The 23,883-nt window shown below is 50.7% G+C and carries 23 protein-coding genes; 21 read left to right on the top strand and 2 right to left on the bottom strand.

The annotated features are described in order from the left end of the window. The 4 genes from SCACP_RS17020 to SCACP_RS17005 all read left to right on the top strand — a co-directional run bounded on the left by SCACP_RS17020 (nt 1) and on the right by SCACP_RS17005 (nt 6,106). Complete coding sequence (locus SCACP_RS17020) at nt 1-408, top strand: VOC family protein (protein ID WP_425058681.1); 408 nt, start codon at nt 1-3, stop codon at nt 406-408. Between the two features lie 71 nt (nt 409-479). Then, nucleotides 480-1,337, top strand: a complete 858-nt coding sequence (locus SCACP_RS17015) for a carbon-nitrogen hydrolase family protein (protein ID WP_425058680.1) — start codon at nt 480-482, stop codon at nt 1,335-1,337. A 157-nt stretch (nt 1,338-1,494) separates the two neighbouring features. Next, the gene (locus tag SCACP_RS17010; RefSeq protein ID WP_425058679.1) at nt 1,495-2,937 is read left to right on the top strand and encodes a diguanylate cyclase domain-containing protein; all 1,443 of its coding nucleotides are present in this window, start codon (nt 1,495-1,497) and stop codon (nt 2,935-2,937) included. A 235-nt stretch (nt 2,938-3,172) separates the two neighbouring features. Continuing rightward, nucleotides 3,173-6,106, top strand: coding sequence for an insulinase family protein (locus SCACP_RS17005; protein WP_425058678.1), 2,934 nt, complete (start codon nt 3,173-3,175; stop codon nt 6,104-6,106). Between the two features lie 44 nt (nt 6,107-6,150). On the opposite strand, the gene SCACP_RS17000 is transcribed toward SCACP_RS17005, so the two are convergent. Then, nucleotides 6,151-6,396, bottom strand: coding sequence for a hypothetical protein (locus tag SCACP_RS17000; RefSeq protein WP_425058677.1), 246 nt, complete (start codon nt 6,394-6,396; stop codon nt 6,151-6,153). Nucleotides 6,397-6,865: 469 nt separating this feature from the next. Between SCACP_RS17000 and SCACP_RS16995 the strand changes: the two genes are divergently transcribed. The 5 genes from SCACP_RS16995 (at nt 6,866) to SCACP_RS16975 (ending at nt 12,346) form a co-directional block, all read left to right on the top strand. After that, the gene (locus SCACP_RS16995; RefSeq protein WP_425058676.1) at nt 6,866-7,774 is read left to right on the top strand and encodes a hypothetical protein; all 909 of its coding nucleotides are present in this window, start codon (nt 6,866-6,868) and stop codon (nt 7,772-7,774) included. 138 nt (nt 7,775-7,912) lie between these two features. After that, nucleotides 7,913-9,820 (top strand): spore germination protein, encoded by a 1,908-nt coding sequence (locus SCACP_RS16990; protein ID WP_425058675.1) that lies wholly within the window; start codon nt 7,913-7,915, stop codon nt 9,818-9,820. Beyond that, nucleotides 9,817-10,929: a GerAB/ArcD/ProY family transporter gene (locus SCACP_RS16985; RefSeq protein ID WP_425058674.1), complete on the top strand. Its 1,113-nt coding sequence runs from the start codon at nt 9,817-9,819 to the stop codon at nt 10,927-10,929. The genes SCACP_RS16990 and SCACP_RS16985 overlap by 4 nt, the downstream gene beginning before the upstream one ends. Further along, on the top strand, nt 10,911-12,164 hold the full coding sequence (locus SCACP_RS16980) for a Ger(x)C family spore germination protein (protein ID WP_425058673.1): 1,254 nt from the start codon (nt 10,911-10,913) through the stop codon (nt 12,162-12,164). The genes SCACP_RS16985 and SCACP_RS16980 overlap by 19 nt, the downstream gene beginning before the upstream one ends. Before the next feature lie 20 nt (nt 12,165-12,184). Further along, nucleotides 12,185-12,346, top strand: coding sequence for a hypothetical protein (locus tag SCACP_RS16975; RefSeq protein ID WP_425058672.1), 162 nt, complete (start codon nt 12,185-12,187; stop codon nt 12,344-12,346). Here SCACP_RS16975 and SCACP_RS16970 read toward each other — a convergent pair. Beyond that, nucleotides 12,339-13,463, bottom strand: a complete 1,125-nt coding sequence (locus tag SCACP_RS16970; RefSeq protein ID WP_425058671.1) for an HD-GYP domain-containing protein — start codon at nt 13,461-13,463, stop codon at nt 12,339-12,341. The two genes, SCACP_RS16975 and SCACP_RS16970, sit on opposite strands and share 8 nt — an antisense overlap. A 139-nt stretch (nt 13,464-13,602) precedes the next feature. Between SCACP_RS16970 and SCACP_RS16965 the strand changes: the two genes are divergently transcribed. The 12 genes from SCACP_RS16965 (at nt 13,603) to SCACP_RS16910 (ending at nt 23,881) form a co-directional block, all read left to right on the top strand. Beyond that, nucleotides 13,603-14,418, top strand: a complete 816-nt coding sequence (locus SCACP_RS16965; protein ID WP_425058670.1) for a carbon-nitrogen hydrolase family protein — start codon at nt 13,603-13,605, stop codon at nt 14,416-14,418. Next, nucleotides 14,418-15,035 carry a LysE/ArgO family amino acid transporter gene (locus SCACP_RS16960; protein ID WP_425058669.1) on the top strand — a complete coding sequence of 206 codons (618 nt, stop codon included), beginning with the start codon at nt 14,418-14,420 and terminating at the stop codon, nt 15,033-15,035. The genes SCACP_RS16965 and SCACP_RS16960 overlap by 1 nt, the downstream gene beginning before the upstream one ends. Nucleotides 15,036-15,137: 102 nt before the next feature. Then, nucleotides 15,138-17,216 carry an HD domain-containing phosphohydrolase gene (locus tag SCACP_RS16955; protein ID WP_425058668.1) on the top strand — a complete coding sequence of 693 codons (2,079 nt, stop codon included), beginning with the start codon at nt 15,138-15,140 and terminating at the stop codon, nt 17,214-17,216. Between the two features lie 78 nt (nt 17,217-17,294). After that, nucleotides 17,295-17,504 carry a 50S ribosomal protein L31 gene (gene rpmE / locus SCACP_RS16950; RefSeq protein ID WP_425058667.1) on the top strand — a complete coding sequence of 70 codons (210 nt, stop codon included), beginning with the start codon at nt 17,295-17,297 and terminating at the stop codon, nt 17,502-17,504. 156 nt (nt 17,505-17,660) lie between these two features. Further along, a complete protein-coding gene (locus tag SCACP_RS16945) occupies nt 17,661-18,497 on the top strand; it encodes a DUF1385 domain-containing protein (RefSeq protein ID WP_425061430.1) in 837 nt (278 codons plus the stop codon). Beyond that, complete coding sequence (gene prfA / locus SCACP_RS16940) at nt 18,490-19,557, top strand: peptide chain release factor 1 (protein ID WP_425058666.1); 1,068 nt, start codon at nt 18,490-18,492, stop codon at nt 19,555-19,557. Before SCACP_RS16945 ends, prfA begins: the two co-directional genes overlap by 8 nt. Next, on the top strand, nt 19,550-20,416 hold the full coding sequence (prmC, locus tag SCACP_RS16935; RefSeq protein ID WP_425058665.1) for a peptide chain release factor N(5)-glutamine methyltransferase: 867 nt from the start codon (nt 19,550-19,552) through the stop codon (nt 20,414-20,416). Before prfA ends, prmC begins: the two co-directional genes overlap by 8 nt. A 70-nt stretch (nt 20,417-20,486) precedes the next feature. Then, the gene (locus SCACP_RS16930; protein ID WP_425058664.1) at nt 20,487-21,521 is read left to right on the top strand and encodes an L-threonylcarbamoyladenylate synthase; all 1,035 of its coding nucleotides are present in this window, start codon (nt 20,487-20,489) and stop codon (nt 21,519-21,521) included. Nucleotides 21,522-21,634: 113 nt separating this feature from the next. Then, nucleotides 21,635-22,231 (top strand): manganese efflux pump MntP family protein, encoded by a 597-nt coding sequence (locus SCACP_RS16925; RefSeq protein WP_425058663.1) that lies wholly within the window; start codon nt 21,635-21,637, stop codon nt 22,229-22,231. Between the two features lie 46 nt (nt 22,232-22,277). After that, nucleotides 22,278-22,742, top strand: coding sequence for a low molecular weight protein arginine phosphatase (locus tag SCACP_RS16920; RefSeq protein ID WP_425058662.1), 465 nt, complete (start codon nt 22,278-22,280; stop codon nt 22,740-22,742). A 55-nt stretch (nt 22,743-22,797) separates the two neighbouring features. Continuing rightward, complete coding sequence (rpiB, locus tag SCACP_RS16915; RefSeq protein WP_425058661.1) at nt 22,798-23,235, top strand: ribose 5-phosphate isomerase B; 438 nt, start codon at nt 22,798-22,800, stop codon at nt 23,233-23,235. A gap of 91 nt (nt 23,236-23,326) precedes the next feature. Beyond that, nucleotides 23,327-23,881 carry a TIGR01440 family protein gene (locus tag SCACP_RS16910; RefSeq protein WP_425058660.1) on the top strand — a complete coding sequence of 185 codons (555 nt, stop codon included), beginning with the start codon at nt 23,327-23,329 and terminating at the stop codon, nt 23,879-23,881. Nucleotides 23,882-23,883: the final 2 nt, after the last annotated feature.

The following is a 23,883-nucleotide window of genomic DNA, read 5'->3' as shown; positions in this document are numbered from 1 at the left end:
ATGCAAATAAGACGGCTTGACATCACCATCAGTACCGACAAACTGGCCGAGTCCAAAGAGTTTTACATGAAATACTTTAATTTTAAGCTGGTGTTTGAAAATGATTGGTACATCGAACTTATTGCCCCGGATTTATCGGCAGGCATCAGCTTTACCCGGCCACAGCGCGATGCCGGCGAATTTTTCCGAGGCGCCGGCGTAATTGTATCCTTTGAAGTGGATGATGTCGATGCTGAATGCCGGCGGCTAAAAGCGGCGGGAGTCGAATTGTGTCAGGAGCTTCAAGATAAGCCCTGGGGGGAACGCAGTTTTGTTGTCAATGATCCCAGTGGTGTGCATGTCTATATTTATAAGTCCATTCCGGCTACGCCTGAGTATCAGGAGATTTACCAGTCGTTTAAAAAGTGAAAGTCTCCGGTAGAGTATTAACGACCAGGTCCTTTGCGGCAGCAGGGGGCTTTTACGCAAGGAGGAAGCTAATGAAGCTAAGAGTGGCTGCTGTTCAATATCGACTGGAGACAATTACCAGTTTTAACGACTTTGCTGCCAAAGTCGAGCATTACATAAAAACTGCTCAGGAGTTTAACGCGGATTTCGTCCTGTTTCCGGAGTTTTTTACGACTGAGCTTATGTCGCTTCCAACTTCTCCGGGCAGTAAACCGACAATCGGCGACTTACCCGGCTTTACGGCTGAGTACCTTGGGTTGTTTAGCCGTTTAGCCGGAGAAACCGGTATGCACATTATTGGCGGTACGCATGTCACCAAACAGGCGAACAAGCTGTACAATACCGCCCATTTGTTTTATCCTGACGGGCGGGTTGGCAAACAAGCCAAGCTGCACATCACGCCGACTGAAGCTACAGAGTGGGGGATAGCGGCAGGTGAAGGACTGGTGGTATTTCCAACAGCTTTTGGCACGGTAGCTGTGCTGACCTGCTATGATATCGAATTTCCCGAGATTGTGCGTATGGCTAAAAGCCGGGGTGCCGATATTATTTTTTGTCCGTCATGCACCGACGACCGCCACGGTTTCTACCGGGTGCGCTACACTGCCCACGCCCGGGCGATTGAAAACCAGATATATGTCGTAGTAACCGGCACGGTCGGCGCGTTGCCTACCGTTGATTTCATGCGGGCCAACTTTGGTCAGGCCGCGATAATTACTCCTAACGACATCCCGTTTCCGCCCCGCGGCATTCTGGCTGAAGGCGAGATTAACCAGGACATGGTTATTGCTGCCGATCTTGATCTGGACCTGTTGTACCAAGTGCGGGACAGCGGATCGGTTACCACTTGGCGCGACCGGCGGCTTGATTTGTATCCTGAAATGAAATAGTAAACCCTGTTGGCAAAATGGCCAACAGGGTTCACTATTTTTAAATCGCCAAATTTTACGGGACAAGCTTTCTAATCATAAATACCCGAATAGATTATACTATATAGAAGCGTGTACGGAAAATTGGCTTTATTCACTGTTGGTTTGGGGTGGTGGCATGCTGCGCAATACCGAAGCTGAGCGGTTAAATGCATTATATGACAGCCTGGTAAGCCAGGTTGCTTTGAAAGTGCTTGTTAATGAGCCCCTTGATGACATTTTGCAGTTTATCTGCAGGCAGTTAGTGGCATTATTTAACCTGCGGCTGGTGTGCATTGGGTTAAAAGAGCCCGAAGGCGGCGGGGTCAACATTCGTGCTGCCGCCGGCCCGGGGCTGGATTGTATGCATGAGACCGGCGTGCCTGGGAACAATATGCCCGCCTTTCCCCTTGTTGTGCACGGGCGGGTCCTGGGAACGCTTAATATCTGTGCTGCCGGGAGCAGTTTCCTGGATGAGCAGGCCATTGTGCGCATCAGTCAGTTTGCCGGGAAGGTAGCTATTATGGTGCAAGCGGTAATTGACAGGGAGCGGTTGCAGTTCTTAAGTTTCCACGATGCGTTGACCGGTCTCTATAACCGGGCTTATTTTGATGAAGAAATTGCCCGGATTGATCTCAGCCGTACCCGTTCGCTCGGCGTATTTATTTGTGACTTGGATGGTTTGAAATTAATCAATGATACTTTAGGGCATGACGCCGGTGACCGGCTTATTCTGGCCGCCGCCGCCGTCCTGAAAAAGTGTTTCCGCAAAGGCGACTTAGTGGCGCGGATTGGCGGTGATGAATTTGCCGTTATTCTGGAAGCTCCCCGGGCGGTAATAAAGACGGTGTGTGACAATATTTATCAGACTGTCGAAACTACCAATAACAGTCAGGCTGCCATGGGGCTGCCGCTTAGGATGTCAATCGGCTGGGCAGTAAGTGATGAGGACGGCAGACTGTCAAGCGTGCGGGAACTAATCCGGCAAGCTGACGCTAACATGTACCAGGAAAAACTGCGGCGTGGCGACAGCACTCGTGCCGCAATTTTGGCAACCGCGGTTAAACAGCTTGAAACCTGTGATTTTATAAATGACGGCCATGCCGAACAGATAGAACGGTTGGCTGTGGCGCTGGCCGGCAAGGTTGGCCTGGCCGAAGGACGGCTGGCCACTCTAAAATTGCTGGCGCGCTATCATGATATTGGCAAAATTGCCATTCCGGAGAGCATTTTGTTTAAGGCGGCGCCCCTTACGGCTAACGAAACCAGAGAAGTAAGAAAACACTGTGAAGTTGGCCACCGTATCACACTGGCCACGCCGCACCTGGCGTCAATAGCCGATTTAGTCCTGAAACATCATGAGTGGTGGAACGGTGAAGGTTATCCGTTAGGCCTTAAGGGCGAAAACATACCCCTCGAATGCCGGATTTTAGCCATTACCGATGCCTATGACGTTATGACAGCCGGACGGCCTTACCGCCGGCGGCGCAGTCCTGCCGGAGCGCTGGCCGAACTTAAGCACTGGTCAGGTAAACAATTTGATCCTGACCTTGTGGAAAAATTTGTTACTCTGATTAAATAAAGAAAGAAATTAAGCAGCGTCTGACCGAGGCCATGAAGTTGCGCGGCTGGTATTAAATTAATATTGCGAAGTCAAGTGGGAGAACCTATAGATAGGTTCTCCCATTTAGCCTATTACAACTCAAGCCAGGCTCGGTCCGGCAGGAAAACCGTTCCATTTTGCCGAAAACAGAAATATTAACTTCTTTGCAAGGCCCTATATAAGAAAGATTAAACGATAAAGTGAGGGAACAATTATGTCCTTAAAGGTTGGCCAAACCTATCATGGCTTTAAGCTGCTCGATGCTAGGCGAGTGGCTGAGATTGACTCTGACGCCAGGCTGTTTGTTCATGAAAAAAGTGGTGCGCGTCTTTTATACCTTGGCAATAATGATGACAATAAAGTTTTTTCCATCACGTTCCGTACTCCGCCGGCAGATTCTACCGGTGTGCCGCATATTGTCGAGCACTCGGTGCTGTGCGGATCGCGCAAATTCCCCATGAAAGAACCGTTTGTCGAGTTGGTCAAAGGCTCGCTCAATACTTATCTTAACGCCATGACTTTTCCCGATAAGACCATGTATCCTGTCGCCAGCCGCAATGACAAAGACTTCCGGAATCTCATGGACGTTTATTTAGACGCCGTATTTTACCCGAAAATGCTGGAAACGCCCGAAATCCTCATGCAAGAGGGCTGGCACTACGAATTACCGGACAAAGATGCCGAACTGACCTACAAAGGCGTTGTGTATAATGAGATGAAAGGCGTATTTTCTTCACCTGACGCCATTTTGGAACACCAAACTTACGCCGCGTTGTTTCCGGATACTACTTATGGTGTCGAATCAGGCGGCGACCCTGACCACATTCCTGAGCTTACTCAGGAGCAGTTTGTGGCTTTCCATAAAAAATATTACCATCCGGCCAACAGCTACATTTTCCTCTATGGCGACCTGGACCTTGACGACAGTTTAAAATTTCTTAATGACGCTTACCTCAAAGATTTCACCGTGACTCAAGTTGACTCGGCCATTGCGTTGCAGCCGCCGTTTAAACAAACTGTCGTAAAAGTATTTGACTACCCGGTATCGCCGCAAGAATCGACCAAAGACAAAAGCTTTATTACCCTTAACATTGCCGCCGGTAAAGCCACTGATCCTGAAAGCTACCTGGCGCTCATGATGCTTGAGCATATCCTGCTGGAAACCCCGGCTGCACCGCTTAAAAAGGCGTTGCTGGACGCCGGGCTGGGCAAAGAAGTGTTTGGCAGCTACAGTAAGAGCATATTGCAGCCGACCATGACGTTCGGCATCAGCGGCGCTAATGTCGACCAGATTGAGGCATTTAAAAACACCGTTTACGCCACCTTGCAGCAACTGGCGCAGGACGGCCTGGACAAAAAACTGGTCGAGTCGTCAGTAAATATTTTTGAATTTCATCTCCGGGAAGCCAATTACGGCAACCGCCCTAAAGGGCTGGTTTATAACATGAAATGTCTGGACAGTTGGCTGTATGATGCCGACCCGCTGATGCATCTGGCTTATGAACCGACGCTGACCAAAATCAAAAGCAAATATAGAGACGGCTATTTTGAGCAACTGATCACCGAGTGTTTGCTCAACAATCCCCATCAGGCCCTAGTGGCCTTAAAACCAAATGCTGAGATGGGCGGTCAAAAAGCAGCCGAGCTAAAACAGCAACTGGCTGATTATAAAGCCGGACTTAGCGAAGCTCAGCTTAATACCCTGGTTGAGCAGACAAAAGCGTTAAAAGAGCGCCAGGAAACGCCGGACGCGCCAGAGACGTTAGCCTTAATTCCCTTGCTGGAATTAAAGGATATTGACCCTAAAGCCGAAGAATTGGTAACAAAAGAACATAAAGAGCAAGGGGTGACAGTGCTATTGCATCCCATGTTCACCAACCAAATTGCTTATGTCAATCTCTATTTCAATACCGGGGCGGTGCCGGAAGAGCAGATCCCCTATCTGTACCTGCTTGCCGATATCCTCGGCAAGGTGGATACCGACAAATATTCTTATACCGAGCTGGTCAAAGAAATCAATCTCCACACCGGTGGTTTTGCCTATGATGTATTTAGCTATTCGGAAAACGGTGATGACCACACTTTTTATCCCCTGTTCCGGGTTAAAGCCAAGGCACTGGTTGGCAAATTACCGGAAATGTTTGCGCTTCTGGGTCAGATAACCGGCGGCAGTCTGTTTACGGATCAGAGCAGGCTTAAAGAACTCATCCGGGAGACCAAAGCCAACTGGGATACCGCCCTCTTCCGCCGGGGTCAACAGGTAGTGGCCGGCAGGGTGCTCTCGTATGTCTCACCGGCCGCGAAGTACAATGAAATTGGTTTGTTGACTTACTACAAGTTTATAGCAGCCCTGGAGCAAGACCTTGACGCCAAAGTGCATGAGATTGGCCGTACGCTGTCAGCCGTGGCGCAAACAGTATTTAACCGGGATAATCTCTTGGTCGGCATTACCTGTGACCAAGCAGACTATAACAAGTTCCGGCAGAGTTTTGCTGAGGTGATTGATAAACTGGGTACCCGTCAGTTTAAACCGGTTAAGTATCACTTCAAAGCCGCAGCTCTCAATGAAGGCCTGTTAACTTCAGGCAAAGTGCAGTATGTCGCCAAAGGGGCGAATTTCCGCCGGCTTGGCTACAACTATCATGGCAGTATGAAGGTGCTTGAGACCATTTTACGTTATGACTATCTGTGGACCCGTATCAGGGTGCAGGGAGGGGCGTATGGGGCGTTTGCTCAGTTTGACCGGAACGGTAATATGGTATTTGGTTCGTACCGTGATCCCAACCTGGCCGAAACGCTCCAGGTGTACGATGAAACGGTAAAATATCTACGGGATTTTACCAGTGAAAAAGTAAGCAAACGGGAAATGACCAAATACATTATCGGCACGATCAGCACCCTGGATACGCCGCTTACACCTCAGATGAAAGGTGAGCGCGCTGATGCCGTCTATATCAGGAATATCAGTCAGGCCGACCTGCAGCAGGAACGGGATGAAATACTTGCCACCAGGCAGGAGGATATCAGAAAATTGGCAGACGTTGTTGATGCTGCCATGAAGGCCAACTATCTCTGCGTCATGGGGGGCGAGCAAAAAATTAAGGCCAATAAAGATTTGTTCGGTAAGCTGATTACCGTCATTGAATAGCCGTTAAAATGAGTCCTGGCAATTTGTTCGCCAGGACTCATTTTTTATTCGGTCTCGGTTAATATGCCTTGGGCCAGTAGATTTTCGTCGGTTTCCCATGATTCAACAATTGTTCTGGCGGTGCGGTAATCAAATCCCATACCCATTAAATAAGCCATAAGCGCCAGTTCGGTCATGGCATGACGCGGATTAGTAGTCTCAAGTTCTTTCAGCCCGTGACGGATTGCCGGTTCGACCTGCAAAAATAAATAAGCGGCATTCAAGGATTGTCCAGTAACTAACTGGAACACTGGAGTATGCCGGGGTTGACGGTTACACAGCGATCTTCGAAATCTTGACATGCTGTTATTTTCACTCCCTTATCGCTTTTATTATAGTTTATGTGCTATTCCAATATTGTGTGTTATGTTAAAATCGCGGCATTAACTATATAGTATCCAATAAAGATGTACAGGCGTGTTGTTAGTATAAGCGTAAGTCAAGCGCCAGCGGTGGAGCGTTACTAACAACACGCCCAGAAAAAAATCTTTATTGGATTTCATATAAATAAAACTAAAATATCCTTTCCTGTCTGGCAGGAAAGGACGCCGGCCAAGCTAAATTATAAAGAGAGACTTAGCTTCAGGTGGGGTTTTACCCCATCTGAAGTTTAGTCGAACTTATCCAGGGACTTAGCCGCTCTTAACTCCCGCTTGGGAGTCTTGGCGCGGTTTGGCCGGCGGATAGATAGTAGCGATCATTTAGAGAAAGGTGGCAGCCATGAGCGTCAATCATATTAATAATACCGGCAACATATCCCCGGCTCGGCCGGTAAAGCCGGAGCCGGCCGGCGGCCAGGCAATCGGCCGGGACGCTGTGCAAAGCAACCCGGGAGTTCCAGGCCGGGCAGCCGCGCCAATACCGACACCACTGCTCAGTATCGGCAGTTTTATAACTTCGGAATTGGCCGAACTTGCGCAAACGGTCGCCAACCGGACGGCGCTTATCAAAAGTTTGCCGGCAGATATCAAGGAACTTGTCCATAATATTTTAAATCAGACAGCTTCTGTCGAAAGCACATTGCCTGAGGGACTGGCAGCCATCTTAAAGTCGCCGAAAACAGTAGCGGAAAAACTTTCAACTCTTGCCACCATACTGGAACAACTGCCGGAATTACTCAGTTCTGAGGGCAGTCAGGCCGCCGGAGCCGAAAAAACAACACAGCAGCAGGTCTTGGCTAAAGCGGTAAACGCCTGGCGGGGGAAAACCCCTGAAGAACTTCAAGCTGCCGCCAAGGTTGTGCGGGAACTGGCCGAAACCACTCCAAGAGCGGGTGCTTTTATTACCGGGCGCCAGGATAATCATAGCATGCTGACATTTTCTGTTCCTTTATATTTTGGTGGAGGCCAGACAGCCTACCCGGCACACATTCATGTTTATCATCAACAGGAGCAGGATAAAAACAATCCCGGCCGGGAAATAACCGAAACATGGCTTAGGATTTGTCTTGAGACTGAAAATATTGGTGTTGTGGAAACAAGCTTTCGGCTATATGACGGACACAGCCTGGATGTCAAGGTGCGGTTTGCCGATAATCTGGCGGCAGAGGACTTTGCCGCCGGTCTGGGCGAAATAAAAGCGCAGTTAGCGCAATTACCGCTCAAGCTGGGGGAATTTTTGATCCGCTAGAACCGCACAAAATATACAAGCGACCTAAAAGCGACTTGGCCCAAGCCAAGTCTTTTCTTGCATAAAAGGGTAATTCTTATAAAAATGGGTAATTTGGAAAACACTATGGGGTGTGTATAGCTGTCACAGGAGGCGGACATGGAAAATAATACGCTCTTTAAGGCCTACCGGTTTATAAAAAATACACTTACCTACCAGCCGCCCTCAAAGCCTAAGCCGTTTGTGCTGAGCGAAAACAAGCACGATCAGGGGTCTGACATTCGCAAAGACACTAACATAAACGCTGAGGCGCAGGACGGCAAAGCACCGCTTAAGCAGGCGGCGAAGGAAATGCGGTCCCTGCTGGAGCATGCCAGGGATGTAGAACAAGCATTGACAAGTGCTAAAGACGCTTTAGGCCGGGAGTGGGATGCCGAAAAAATTCCGGAGTTAAAGCAAAAGCTTGCCGCATTGGAAAAACGCCAGGTTGAACTTAGGCCTGTGCTTAGGGCCTATGATACGGCCAGCCGGGCAAAAGACCGGGCTATCAGTGCCAGTTTGTCTGAAAACGAACAAATAGTGCATGAACTATACTCACTGCCGTTAAATATGGATTTGATGGTTAGAAAATTTGATATTCCCTGCACGCCGCCCTTGAAAGGCATGCTAGTGTTTATTGACGGTCTTGTCGATAAACAGGTGATCAACCTGGCTATTCTCCAGCCGTTAATGCTGTTTGGTAACAGCCGGCAGCTTACCCGGGACGGCGATATCGGCAGCAAGATTGTCGAGCACTTTTTACCCAGCAATCAGGCCAAGCAGGTTGAAACGTTTGCAGAAGTCGCCAATGGTGTTAACAGCGGTGATACCGCCATATTTTTTGACGGGGTAACCCAGGCTATTATTGTTGAGACCAAGGGGTATGCACACCGTGGCGTTGAACGGCCGGAGATTGAGCAGTCGGTAACAGGGGCTCAGGCCGGTTTTTCAGAGGCGCTGCGGGTTAATACCGGCTTAATCCGTACCCTTTTGCCAACTGCCGATTTGGTTACCGAGATCAAAAGCGTGGGGAACCGGGCGCCGACAATGTGCGCGGTCATGTATCTAAAATCGGTGGCCAACCCCGAGCTGGTAGACGAAATCAAACGCCGGCTGGACGGTGTCAGCACCGACTATGTAATCGATATGGGTATGCTGGAACAATTTATCGAAGACCAGCCATCAGTAATATTTCCGCAATCACTCATTACTGAGCGGGCTGACCGGGTGGCCGTTCATCTGGCCGAAGGCCGGGTGGCGATACTTTTAGCCGGCTCGCCGTTTGCCATGATCGTGCCGATTAACTTTTTTACCTTTTTTCATTTTGTCGAGGATTTTAGCCTGAAAGTCCCTGCAGGTAGTTTTATGCGAATGGTGAGGCTTGTTGGCACCTTGCTTGCTGTCATAACGCCGTCACTGTATCTGGCTGTTGCTTACTTTCATCAGGAGGCACTTCCTACCCAACTGGCATTGGCTATTGCCGCCGCCCGGGAAAAGGTGCCGTTTCCGGCGATATTTGAAATCCTCTTCATGGAACTCTCGTTTGAACTGATCAGGGAGGCCGGACTCAGGGTGCCTGGCGTATTGGGGTCAACGATCGGCATTGTCGGCGCGATTATTTTGGGGCAAGCCGCGGTGGCAGCCAACCTGGTGAGCCCGATCATGGTGGTAATTATTGCTCTTACCGGGTTGGCGTCGTTTACCATTCCCGACTATCGTATGGCCTTTTCGCTGCGTGTTGCGCGGTTTGCCTTTTTGGGACTGGCGACTGTACTCGGATTGGTTGGCGTGGCTATCGGCCTATCCATAGCAGTTGTAGTAATGTGCCGGCTGAAATCATTTGGCGTGCCTTATATGGCGCCCATCGGTCCCAAGACCATAGCCGGCTATGATGTTGTGTTCCGGGGATCGGTATTCCGCCAGGAAAAGCGGCCGGACGCCCTCAATCCCCAGGATAATGTCCGTCAGCCCGGTATTGCCCGCGAGTGGGCGCAAGAGCCGCCGGTTGGCAAGGAGGATAAGTCATGAGTTACCAGAGCGGAACAATGGGCATAGCCGAGGGAATGGCGCTGGTGTTTATTCTGGTGTTTCCCCGGATATTTCTTACTACCCCTATTCAATTAATTCAAGAGAGCGCCGGTCTGGGTTGGCTGGCAGCTTTTTTCGGCGGCTTTATCTGCATGGGCGTAGCGTTAGCACTCAACTATGCAACCAGGCATACTGAGGGTGACTTGCTGGCAGCCGTTAAAAAATATCTGGGGACGTTTGGCTTTTATTTAACCGGCCTGACTTATGCGGTCATATTTTTTGTCAATTATATTCTCCTGGTTAGACAATTTGCCGAAAACACACTGCTCACAGCACTGCCGAATATTGAGTTCAGCGTTATTATTGCTCTTTATGCGGCAGTGGCGGCTGCGCTCGTGTACCTGGGGGGCATTGAGCCGGTGGCCAGAGGCACTTATCTGCTGTGGCCGTTTAGTGTGGCTGGATTAGTTATCGTGCTGGCGCTGCTGGCGCCTGAGTATAATGTATATAATTTGGCTCCCTGGCAAGGCAACGGTTTGTTGCAATTTGCCCGGGACTCGGTCATATTCGGCGACTTTAACGTCGGCGTGCTGAGTATCCTTATTTTAGGATCGGCGTTTCACAATTACCATACCAAGGCTAAAGCCATAGTATTCGGTTTGGGTATCAGCGCGTTGCTCCGGTCTCTGTCAATAATGGTATTCACAATGGTGTTCGGGGTGGAAACCGGGCGGGAGAAGGTGCTGCCGTTTTTTGAAATGGCCCGCCTGGTGTATATCAGCATATTCCTGCAGCGGATTGAGGCGCTGTTCATTATTCTTTGGGTAATTATCGGTATTTTTAGTATCGCCGCCAGCCTGCACACGGGGCTATATCTCCTCACCCGGATGCTTACCCTGCCGGCTATGCGACCGCTTATCCCGGCAGTAACGCTTATTCTTATGCAAATTGCCATGCTTCCCGGTGATATTACCTCAGTCATCCAGGCTGATATTATGATGACAAAGACGTTGTTTGCCGCGGGAATTTACGGCTTGCCGGCAATCATAATTTTGGCGGCCGTTATTAAGGGGAAAAGGAAGAGAAAACCATGTCTGCCCGCGTCATAGCTATAATATTCATGGTCGTCTTATCCCTGGTAGCGGCAGGCTGCAATGGCGCCAAGGAAACCGACGAGGTAGCGTATATTGTAGCCATGGGCCTTGATGCCGGTCAGGACGGCAAGCTTAAAGTCACGTATCTGGTGGCTCTACCACAGGCCGTTGGCGGTCAGGACAGCGGCAAAGGCGGCGAGAAACCTCCCGCGTTACTGACGTTTGAAGGCGAAAATCTGGCTGAAACACGAGGGCTTTTGAATTCTTCGCTGTCCAGAACGTCAATATTGTCTCATGTCAAAGCGATAATTATTGGGGAAGAACTGGCCCGTAAAGGTCTTGCCCGGGTGACGAGCCCGTTCATGCGGTATCGCGAATACCGTGGCAGCATGTTTCTGATTGTTGCCAACAGAACAACAGCACAGCGTCTGCTGTCAGCCAATAAGCCCATATTCGAAACATTACAGTCCAAGTTTTTTGAAAGCATGATGTTGAAAAGTGTCGATAATAGTTTTTTCCCGCGTACTAATATCCATGAATTCTATGTCCGGTTAAAGAGCAACAGTGCTGCGCCGATCATAGCGCTGTTCGGGCTTAATCCAGGGAATGGGGGACATGCCGTTGGTGAGATTATGCCACCGGAAAAAGACGCTGAATATATAGCCGGAGCAATGCCGCGTCAAGGCGGGGGGGGTTCTGTCGAAGCAGTAGGCACAGCCGTGTTTAAAGGTGATAAACTGGTCGGCTTGCTGACAAGTGAAGAGACTCGGGCTATGGCTATCGTCCACGGTGATTTTGACCGTGGTTTTGTTGTAGTGGAAGACCCGCTTATGCCCAAGGAAAATATTAATTGCTATATCCGGCTGGGCAGTTCACCGAAAATAAAAGTAGTCATGACGGACGGACGCCCGGTCATTGATGTTACAATAAAGATAGAAGCCGAGATAACCAGTATTGGCAGCGGCATCAGCTACGAGACCGGCGGCTACCGGGAACAGCTTGAGGCTCAGGTGAGTAAGGTCCTGGAGCAGCAAGTAACTAATATGTTGATTAAAACCCGGGACCTGCAGACTGATGTAGTGGGGTTCGGTTATCAGGCCCGGGCCTGTTTCCCCACTTATCGTGATTATATGGCGGTTGATTGGGCAACCCTTTACGGTCAGGCCGAGTTTAAGGTAGCGGTATCAACCAGAGTGCGTCGCACCGGCCTGATGTGGCGGTCTTCAGGCATGCGGCCTGAGACACAGTAACCCAAACAGTAGGTGAGGTAATGGATTACATAATTGCACTGGCGGCGTTAGGTGCGTGGTATCACGCCTATACATATGCCGCCTGGCTGAAAAAGCAAGGTAACCGTAGCGGCGCGCTGGGTGCCCTCGGTTTGGGACTGGCGGCTTTCGGACTGGCCGTTTACCGGATAATATTTACCTGACAGGCGTTATAAAACTAAAGTGTAACGCTTCAGTCTCGGTGAACACTTTACTGATAAACGTGGTTAAGTGTTTGGTCAAATCAAGTTCCCGGCCGTCTTTCAACAGTTGTTCATTTTCATCAGCGATAATTTTTACTGTTGGCCGGGTTTGCAGGCCGGGAATAACTCTGATAACCATCGCGACTTCACCGGTATTGAGTTTGACTACCGTACCAACCGGATAAACGGCAATCTGGCTTAGAAAAATTTGCAGGATGGCCGGGTCAAAATGGGTGTCGGCGAGTGACATCATAATTTCGTAAGCTTCATGGGGCAAAATGCCTTCCTTGTACGGCCTGTCTGAGGTAATCGCATCATAAACATCGGCAATGGCTACAATTCTGGCATACTCATGAATGTCCGTCCTGCCCAGCCTGCGGGTGTAGCCGCTGCCGTCAAATTTTTCATGATGCTGGAAGGCAATATGGGCTGAAAGCAGGGGAATTTCGCTTTGCCGGCGAAGAATATCAAAACCCAGGTCAGGATGTTGTTGCATAATTTTCATTTCGCACGCTGTCAGCGGCCCGGGTTTAACCAGAATTTCTTTGGGGACGAGCATCTTGCCGGCATCATGCAACATAGCGCCGAGGGCAAGTTCCCTGAGCTGGGGAATAGAGTAGCCCATTTGCACACCGGTCATTGTGGCCAGTACGCAGACATTGACCGAGTGGCCAAAGGTATAGCCGTCGCGGGAGCGAATATCGGTTAATTGAATCATGGCGCCGTTATTTTTGATAACCTCGTCAATAATCATTGAAGCAGTTTCTTTAAATTGCCGGGTTTGAATATTATGTGTGGTTGCCAAGTTTTGAAAGGCCGTATGTACGACCTGAACGGCCTGTACCCGGGTTTCCTCACGGACAATTTCCGGGATGGTGTCAATGATCTCACTGTCGGATAACTGGCTAATCAACGGGTTTTGTATATATATACTGCTCAAGCCAAGCAGCCGCAGCCGTTCAATATAAATGTTATTTAAGACAGTGCCGGCGCTCAGGAGTAACACGCCGTCGGCGCTGAAAACGTTGCGGGCAATGACCATCCCTGGCTGTAGATGAGTCGTAGCAATCTTTTGCATGAATGTAAACTGTCCTCCCTGATGTGTATAACTAACTGCATTAATTCGACAGCCGATGTCAAAAAATCCTTTCGGGCCGGCCATGTTCAATGAGAAAAATTTTCGGACTATTTTACCAATCGTATTTGGAGGGATTATTATGTCAGCGTTTACAGTTGGTGTTTGTCAATTGGGAGTTGTGCCTGACAAGCAGGCCAATATCAACAAGGCGCGCCGCATGATCGGCGAAGCTGCCGGATATGGCAGCCGCTTGATTGTGTTGCCGGAAATGTTCAATTGTCCCTATCAATCGGAATTATTTCCCCAATATGCCGAAACCTATCCGGTGGGGCCAACCATTGCCATGCTGGCCGAGTGTGCCGCTAAGCACAAGGTAGTGCTCGTGGGCGGTTCGATACCCGAGCAGGATGAAAACGGCAATGTTTATAACACCAGCTTTATTTTTGACGAATCCGGCGAGTTAATCGGCCGTCACCGCAAGATTCACCTGTTTGACGTTACTATCAAGGGGGGCACTGTTTTTCAGGAATCACGGACACTGGCGGCCGGCAGCAGCATAACAGTGGTAAAGACATCGCTGGGGACAATCGGCGTGGCCATTTGCTATGATGTACGGTTCCCCGAACTGGCGCGGGCGATGGCGCTAAGCGGTGCGCAAATTTTAATCTTTCCTGCTGCTTTCGGGCCGGTAACCGGCCCGGCGCACTGGGAACTCCTGATGCGGTCGCGGGCGGTTGACAACCAGGTCTATGTAGTTGCCGCAGCGCCGGCGCTTAATGCCGCCACCGAGTACAAGGCCTATGGCCATTCGCTGATCATTGACCCTTGGTCGCGGGTGGTGGCCGGCGTGGCTGACGAAGAAACGGTACTAACCGGCAAAATTGATTTTAGGACAATCAACAAGGTGAGGGAGGAACTGCCCGTACTGAAACAAAGGCGGGTAGATCTGTATTAATGGAAGCTTTCATACACGGCGTTATTTTATCGTTTGGCCTTATTCTGCCGTTAGGCGTGCAAAACTTGTTTGTATTTAGCCAAGGCGCGGCTCAGGCCAGTTTGTGGCGGGCGTTACCGGCTGTGGCGACAGCCGGAGTGTGCGATACGCTGCTTATCCTGGCGGCTGTCCTCGGGGTTTCCCTGGTGATACTGAGCTTTGCCTGGCTTAAGACGGCGCTGCTGGCTGTGGGTTTTATTTTTTTGGCGTATATGGGCTGGGTGTCCTGGCAAAGCAGGCCGGACAGCAGCCAGACAGCCGGTGTGTCCGGTATGTCCTCCGGTAAACAAATTATGTTTGCGGCATCGGTGTCACTGTTAAATCCGCACGCTATTCTTGACACAGTGGGAGTTATTGGTACAAGTTCCTTGAATTATATCGGCAGCGGCAAAATAATGTTTACCGCCGCCTGTGTGTTGGTATCATGGGTGTGGTTTTTCTTGTTGGCGGTAGCCGGACGGCTGATCGGCAGCCTTGACGGCTCCGACCGGTGGTTATGGCTTATGGGGAGGGCCTCGGCGGTATTCATTTGGGGTGCTGCCTTGTATATGGGGTACGGAGTAGTGGCTGGGCTTTAACGCCGGGCGGCTGTTTTTTTTAGTGCATTGCAGGAGTAATTCCGATTTCAGAGAATTCAATTAACATAAAGCGAGATAGTTTAAAAAAAAGGCGGTAACAATGTGCGTCTACGGGAAAAAAGTGTACTCATCATTGTCCTGACGCTGTTACTCTTGCTGTTTAGCATATATTTTACAGCTGATGCAATTATAATTAATGGTTACAAATTGCTGGAAAGGAGTGACATTGAACGGAATGTAAAGCGGGCTGTCAACGGGGTGGAAAATGAAGCTGCCACACTGGAGACCGTGGTGCTGGACTGGGCGCAGTGGGATGACAGTTATGAATTTATTGTGGACGGCAATCAAGAATATATTGACAAAAACCTGGTGGATTTAACTTTTGTGTCAGAGCGGCTTAATGTCATCGTATATACTGATATTAACGGGCGTATTATCTATGCGCGGGCCTTTGATCTGGATAAACGCGAGAGTGTACCGTTAGCCGATGAAGTAGCAGCCAAGCTGGCCGCCGTTAAGCCGCTTGCCGGCACAACGGCTTATGCCGGGGTTAACAAAGGGGTGCTCAGCCTGCCTGATGGCCTGATGCTGATTGCCGCCGGAGCTATAACCGACAGCGCGGGGACAGCGCCGTCGCGGGGCGTGCTGCTGGCCGGACGCTATTTAAATTATGCAGAAAAAGAAAGAATATCTGAGCGAGTACAGTTGGCTATAGATTTTGCCAGTTGGGATGGTGACCTTCCGGCTGATTTTGTTTCAGCTCAGCCTTACCTCACTTCTCATGATCAAATATATGTCAGTCCGATTGATAAAAAATGTGTGGCCGGATATACTGTATTGCCTGACATTTACGGGCAACCGGCGCTTATGCTGCGGGTGCTGGAAGCCCGGGATATTTTCCGGCAGGGTCAGAAAATTCTCGACTATTTTGTTGTTATGTTGCTTATTGCCGGGTTGATGTTTGGGGCCGTTATGGTGGGTCTTTTGGAAGTCGCGGTGCTGAGCCGGTTGTCCAACCTAAGCGGGACAGTTAAAGAAATTTCCCGAAAGAAGGATCTGACAATCAGATTGCCGGTAGCCGGCCGGGATGAATTGGCGGAACTGGCGGCCAATATCAACAATATGCTGGCTACTTTGGAACATGCGCAAAACCGGCTGCGCTATATGGGCAGGCATGATGCCTTAACCGGGCTTTATAACCGCGCCCACTTTGAAGAATGTCTGGCCGGAGCCAAAGAGTCTGCCGAGAACGTCCAGATTATTGTCGCTGATGTCGACGGGCTGAAACTTATTAATGACACTTTGGGTCATGCCAGCGGTGATATACTTCTCCGCCAGGCGGCAGAAGTATTAATAGAAGCGTGCCCTCCCGACGCCGTTATTGCCAGATTTGGCGGTGACGAATTTGCTGTGCTGCTTAAGGATCAATCCGCTGAAACTATTGCCGGCATATGCCGGCGGATTAAGGAGGGAGGTGTTGCCGCCGGTGATAACTCCACCGGCCTGACGTTAAGCATGTCGGTTGGTTATGCGATTAGTTCCGGTCGATCGAATGATGCCGGTGAACTCCTGAGAGAAGCCGATAATTATATGTACCGTGATAAGCTGCTCCATAGCCGCAGCACGCGCAGCACTATTGTTCAGACACTGAAAAAGGCGCTGGAGGTACGGGATTTCATAACTGAAGGTCATGCCGACCGGCTGCAGGATTTGGTGCGGTTGTTGGGTACGCAAATTGGCCTGACAGATGCTAAGTTGGCAGAACTGCAATTGTTTGCTCAGTTTCATGACATTGGCAAAGTCGGTATTCCGGACGGTATTTTATTTAAACCAGGCCGGTTGACGGCTGAGGAACAGGCCATAATGCGCAGCCACTCCGAGATTGGTTACCGTATTGCCCGGGCGGCGCCCGACCTTATGTTTATAGCCGATTGGGTGCTTAAACATCACGAGTGGTGGAATGGCAACGGCTATCCGCTGGGACTTAAGGGCGAAGAAATTCCGCTTGAGTGCCGCATTCTGGCCTTGGCTGACGCCTATGACGCCATGACCAATCAACGCCCGTACCGGGCACCGGTAAGTAAGGCTGATGCCATTGCCGAACTCAGGAAAAATGCGGGAATCCAGTTTGATCCCGGACTCACGGAAGTGTTTATCGGGATAGTAACAAAGTTGCCGTGAGATAACTTGCGTACTCCTGCCTTGGTGTGCTATAATTTATGAGTGTTTAAGTGGCTTTATAAAAGTGAGGTGCAAGACATGCAAGAAAAAATTCATCCTAAATTTGGTGAAGCTAAAGTAATTTGCGGCTGTGGCAATACATTTATGACTGGTTCGGTTAAAAAAGAACTGCGTGTAGATGTGTGCTCCAAGTGCCATCCGTTCTATACCGGCCAACAGCGTCAAGTAGCTGCCGGCGGACGTGTAGAAAGATTTAACAAGCGTTATGGCAATAACACTCAAGGTTAATTGGCAGCTTGGCTAATTGAACACATGAGGGGCAGCAGAGCAGCAATGCTCTGCTGTACTTATATATGAGACAGCTCATAATAATCTAAGAAAGAGGCGGGTATCGTGAGTGAGAAGAAGCCTTTTGTCGGCGGCCAGGCTGTTATCGAAGGGGTTATGATGCGCGGGCCGCAATATATTGCCACTGCTGTTCGCGAACCGTCCGGCACTATCACCGTCCAAAAAGAGCGGCTGACCTCGATTGCAGACCGCTATCCCCTTTTGAAAAAACCTATGCTGCGTGGTGTCGTGGCCTTAGTTGAATCGCTGGTATACGGTCTCAAAGCCTTGTCATTTTCAGCTCAAGCAGCAGGTGAAGAAGAAGAAACGCTGTCAACCGGGGAAATTGCCATAACTATGGTATTTTCTCTGGGATTGGCGATACTGCTGTTTGTCGTCATCCCCACTTATGCCGCTAAATATATTCATAGCGCCGTAACCGACGCGCGTTTGCTCAATACGTTTGAGGGAATATTACGGCTGGCGATTTTTTTTCTTTATATTCTGGGAATATCACTTATGAAAGATATTCAGCGCGTGTTTCAGTACCATGGCGCTGAGCACAAGACCATCCACACCTACGAAGCAGGCCAGGAACTTACGGTCGAAAACATCCGTAAATACAGCCGCCTGCATCCCCGGTGCGGCACCAACTTTTTGCTTATTGTTATGGTGGTAAGTATTGTCATGTTTGCCTTTTTAGGCTGGCCTGATCTTTGGCTCCGGATTTTATCCAGGGTAGTGCTGCTGCCGGTGGTGGCCGGGATTGCTTATGAGATCATCCGGTTTGCCGGGCGGAGCCGGGCCAAATGGGTGGCCTGTGCCATTACTCCCGGCTTATGGTTGCAGCAGTTAACCACCCGCGAACCGAGCGACGACCAGATTGAAGTAGCCATTGCGGCCTTGAACGCCGTACGACCCGACCAAGACGTAGAGGTGAAAACTGATGCTTGATAAACTACAGGCGATTGAAGATAAATTTTTAGAGTTGGAAGGCCGGATTAGTGACCCGGCGGTTATGGCTGATATGGGTGAATGGCAGAAGCTGACGAAAGCCCATAGCAAGATGGTCCCGGTTGTGGAAAAGTTCCGCGAGTATAAAAAAGCGCTCAAGGCCATTGATGATGCCCGTGAGATGCTTAAAGACAAACTTGACGACGAGTTCCGCGAAATGGTGGAAGCCGAGTATGCCGAGGCCAAGGAAAAAGCGGATTCGCTTGCAGAGGAACTGCGGATTCTTTTGCTGCCTAAAGATCCGAATGATGATAAAAACGTTATTGTAGAAATCAGAGGCGGCGCCGGCGGCGACGAAGCCGCGCTGTTTGCCGGCGATTTGTTCCGCATGTACACCCGCTATGCCGAAAACCAGGGCTGGCGGGTGGAAATACTGGATGCCAATGCGCCTGACCTTGGTGGTTTTAAGGAAGTAGTTTTTTCAATTGAAGGCGATGGCGCCTATTCCCGGCTTAAGTATGAGAGCGGCGTGCACCGCGTGCAGCGGGTGCCGACCACCGAGTCAAGCGGCCGCATTCATACTTCGACAGTAACGGTGGCCGTACTGCCTGAAGCTGAGGATGTTGATATCGATATCAATCCCAACGATCTGAGGATTGATACCTATTGCGCCAGCGGTGCCGGCGGCCAGCACGTTAATAAAACCGAATCGGCTGTTCGCATTACCCATTTGCCGACAGGCGTGGTGGTGCAGTGCCAGGACGAAAAGTCCCAACTCAAAAACCGGGATAAAGCTATGCGGGTTTTACGGGCTAAACTCTTGGAACTGGCTCAGGCCGAACAGGCCGCCGAAGTGGCCGAAGCCCGCAAAAGCCAGGTGGGCACCGGCGACCGCAGCGAGCGGATTCGGACCTACAATTTTCCGCAAGGCCGCGTTACCGACCATCGTATCGGTCTTACATTGCACAAGCTGGACTTTGTTTTGGACGGCGATTTGGACGAGATGATTTCGGCGCTGATAACTGCCGGGCAGAGCGAAAAACTAAGAGAAGTTGAGTAATATGAGTGAACAATGGACGATAACCTCAATTCTAAACTGGACCAAGCAGTACTTCGGCGGCAAGGGAATAGAAAATCCCCGGCTGGACGCCGAGGTACTGCTTTCCCATATCCTGGGCAAGGACAGGCTGTATTTATATACGAATTTTGACCAGCCGTTAACTCCTGAAGAACTGGCGGCCTATCGCGAGGTTGTCAAGCGGCGGGCGATGCGCTTGCCGGTGGCTTATATTACCGGACACAAGGAGTTTATGGGAATGGATTTTGCCGTCAGTCCGGCGGTGCTCATTCCCCGGCCGGATACGGAAATCCTTGTTGAAACTGCGCTCGCCCGTCTGGCCGCTGTGGAAACCCCGGTTGTGGCCGACTTGGGCACAGGCAGCGGGGCAATCATTATCAGTGTTTTGGCCAAGTTGACTAAAGGAACAGGCACGGCTGTCGATATTTCACCTGAAGCCCTGGCTGTTACCCAAGACAATGCCATGAGGCTGGGGGTTGCCGCACGGCTGGAGCTCTTTCAGGGCGATATGCTGCTGCCGCTTTTGGGCAAAAAGTTTGACGCCCTATTATCAAACCCTCCATATATTCCGGATAACGATATTGCCGGACTCAGCCCGGAAGTACGTCAGGAACCCCGGCTGGCATTGGCAGGAGGGCGTGACGGCTTGAATTTCTACCGGCGCATTGTGGCTCAAGGTGCTGAGTACCTCAATTCCGGTGGCTTTATTGCCGTCGAAGTCGGCATTGATCAGGCCGGCCCGGTAGCCGCGCTGGCTGATGAAACCAGCAGGCTGAAACCCGAAGCTGTGATCAAGGATTATAGCGGCATTGAGCGGGTGATAGTCTTCACACTTCGCTAACATGACAGAACAAACGAATCAAAAGAACCGTCCCCGTGATTCGTCCCCGTGATTCAAGAGGTGATGTGGATTGCGTACTAAATATTATAAAGTAGATTTGTCTGAGCCTGATTTATCTGTACTGGCTGCGGCGGCGGACATATTAAAACAGGGCGGGCTGGTGGCCTTCCCGACCGAGACTGTGTACGGCCTTGGCGCCAATGGGCTTGATGCGCACGCGGTCGCCGGGATATTCCGGGCCAAGGGCCGGCCGGCTGACAATCCGCTTATTTTACATATTGACAGTCCTGATAAAATTAATGATTTGGCGGTGTCTGTACCCGGAAGCGCTCAGGCATTAATCGGGCAATACTGGCCAGGGCCGCTTACTGTCATCGTGGAACGCCGGTCGTGTGTGCCTGATGCCGTGACCGGCGGGTTGAATACTGTGGCTGTACGGCTGCCGGCTTCGCTCATTGCCAGGGAGCTTATCCGTCTGGCCGGCGTGCCGGTAGCCGCGCCCAGCGCCAATATCTCAGGCCGTCCCAGTCCGACTGCCGCCCAGGACGTGCTGGCCGACATGGACGGCAAAATTGACGCCGTTATTGACGCCGGGCCGTGTGCCATCGGCGTTGAGTCGACAGTAGTCGACTGTACCACTCCGGTGCCAACGCTGTTACGGCCGGGCGGGATTACTTATGAAATGCTGACTGCCGTGTTGGGTGAAGTTGAAGTTGACCCGGCCTTGGCCGGTTCCCGGGCTGTGCCGAAATCGCCGGGAATGAAATATACGCATTACGCGCCGCTGGCCCCCATGTTTTTGGTTGAAGGCGACCGTTCAATCGTCGTGCGGGAGGTGCAGCAGGCCCTGGCTGCCGGCAAAAGAGTGGGCGCGGTGGTATCGGCCGAAACGGCGGCCGGTTTGCCGCCGGCGGCGATAACTGTTGTTTACGGGTCACACGCCGATGCACACGCCATTGCCGCCAACCTTTATACCGCACTTCGCAGCTTTGACAATAAGGCTGTTGATGTCATTTACGCCGAGGGCATTGCTGAGCAAGGCCTGGGACTGGCGGTCATGAACCGTATGCGCAAAGCGGCCGGTTATCGCATTATCCGCAATTAATAATCACATATCACTGCCAACCGGCACATATACATTAACAGACCGTTGCTAAAACCCATGTAAATCCAGGATTTGACGGTCGAAAAAATGATATGGCCAGCGGGGTGAGAAGCTTGAGCATTATTGAATTGTTTGTCCTGAGCGCAGCGTTAGGAACTGATTTATTTTCCGTGGCCGTGCCGATTGGTATGAATAAGGTGCGGCGGTTGGTTATCCTGCAGTCGGCTGTTGTATTTGCCGTATTTCACATTATTATGATTTTGGCCGGTTATCATATCGGTCATTGGCTGGGAACAGTAGTCGAACATGTGGGAGCCCATCATATTGATTGGCCGGTAGCCAATGTGCAAAACTTCGCCACCATTATCGGCGCTCTTGTATTGACAGGCTTAGGGATAAATATGGTCAAAGAAAATGTAAGCAGTCAGGAAAACCATTCGTCTGCCAATCCCTTGCACGGTGCGGCCCTGATGATGCTGGCGGCAAGTGTCAGCATTGATGCGCTGGCCGCCGGCTTCAGCCTGGGAATGATTGATGTTGACCTTTTTCGCCTGAGCATTATCCTGGGCTTGGTTATATTCGCCATTGCCGTGATGGGACTGGGACTTGGCCGCAAGTTAGGCCGGTATATCGGCGAACGGGCCGAGCTTGTCGGCGGCATTGTTTTAATACTCTTGGGAATGCATATATTATGGACGGCAATCTGTTAGTATGAGAAATTTTTTCCGGACACAAAATATGAGGGGTTGAACGAAGATGTTCAAAATTTTGCTTGTTTGCACCGGAAACACGTGCCGCAGCCCCATGGCGGCAGCGCTCCTGGCTCATAGGGCAGCCCAAGCCAACATGGCGGACAGTGTATCCGTCGAGTCGGCGGGGCTTGCGGCGTGTCGCCAGCCGGCTTCGGCGCCGGCCAGGGCGGTTATGCGCCAGGCTGGGTTGAATTTGGACAATCATATTTCGCAACAGCTTGAGCCTGCCCAGGCTGAAGCTGCCGACCTGGTGTTGACCATGACAGCAGCCCATAAACGCGCTGTGCTTGGTATGGCGCCGGGCGCGGCGGCTAAAGTATATACATTGGCTGAGTTTGCCGGACAAACGGGAGATGTGCCGGATCCGTTCGGCGGTAGTGAAGCCGAATACCAAAATTGCGCCAGCCAACTGGACAAGCTGCTGACCGGCTGCTGGGAAAAAATTGTCACTTTGGCAGGAAAAAAATGATAAATGTTGAAAAGTGTAATGACGTATCATTCTAGCCATAGAAAGGGTTGTTGAAGTGAAAGTAGCTATTGGCAGCGACCATGGCGGTTTTCGCCTAAAAGAAGAAATTAAAGTTTTATTAACCGAACTCGGTGTAGAATATCAGGATTTCGGCACATATACCCAGGAGTCGGTTGATTACCCCGACATTTCCCGCCAAGTAGCCGAATCTGTGGCTAAAGGCGAGTATGAGCGGGGCATTATTGTCTGCGGTACAGGCATTGGCGTCAGTATTGCCGCCAATAAGGTCAAGGGGATTAGGGCCGCGCTTTGTAATGACGTATTCTCGGCGCAAATGTCACGGGAACATAACGACGCCAATATCCTGACGCTGGGTGAACGCGTTATCGGCCCCGGCCTGGCCCGCATGATTGTCGAGGTTTGGCTTAAAACTGAATTTGCCGGTGGCCGGCACGCCCGCCGGGTGGAAAAACTTATGGAACTTGAACAGTGAACTTGTCCGGCTAATGCTGAATACCGGAGCAGAAGCAGACTTCCCGCTTATGGAAATGGAAGTCTTAGAATGAGACAAACGGGGTGAACTCATGGATACAGACTTGGCAACTATTGGCCGGCAGACAGTGCAGGCAACTGAAGAACTGCTGAAAATTGCTCAGCTAAAACCCGGCCAATTGCTGGTAGTGGGGTGCAGTACCAGTGAAGTGCAAGGCGCTCGTATCGGTTCCTATGGCTCAGAAGTAGTGGCCGCTCGCATTTTATCCGGTTTACTGAAAGTGTGTTCCTGGTATCAAGTTTATCTGGCCGTTCAGTGCTGCGAGCATCTTAACCGGGCGCTTGTGGTGGAACGGGCCATAATGGATAAGTATAACTTAGAAGAAGTAACCGTTATTCCGGTAGCCAAAGCGGGTGGCTCATTAGCTGCCCAGGCCATGCGCGAGTTTGCCGACCCGGTAGTGGTTGAAGCCATTGCTGCTCACGCCGGCATGGATATTGGCAGCACCCTCATTGGCATGCATATTAAAAAAGTGGCCGTGCCGGTGCGGCTGACGCAAAAATATATCGGGCAAGCCTATCTGACGGCAGCACGCACCAGACCCAAACTCATCGGTGGTGCGCGGGCAGTGTATGAAATGTGTTAAAT

This window comes from Sporomusaceae bacterium ACPt, assembly GCA_041428575.1.
Taxonomy (GTDB): domain Bacteria; phylum Bacillota; class Negativicutes; order Sporomusales; family Sporomusaceae; genus Sporomusa_D; species Sporomusa_D carbonis.
This window is presented reverse-complemented; position numbering and strand designations above follow the sequence as displayed.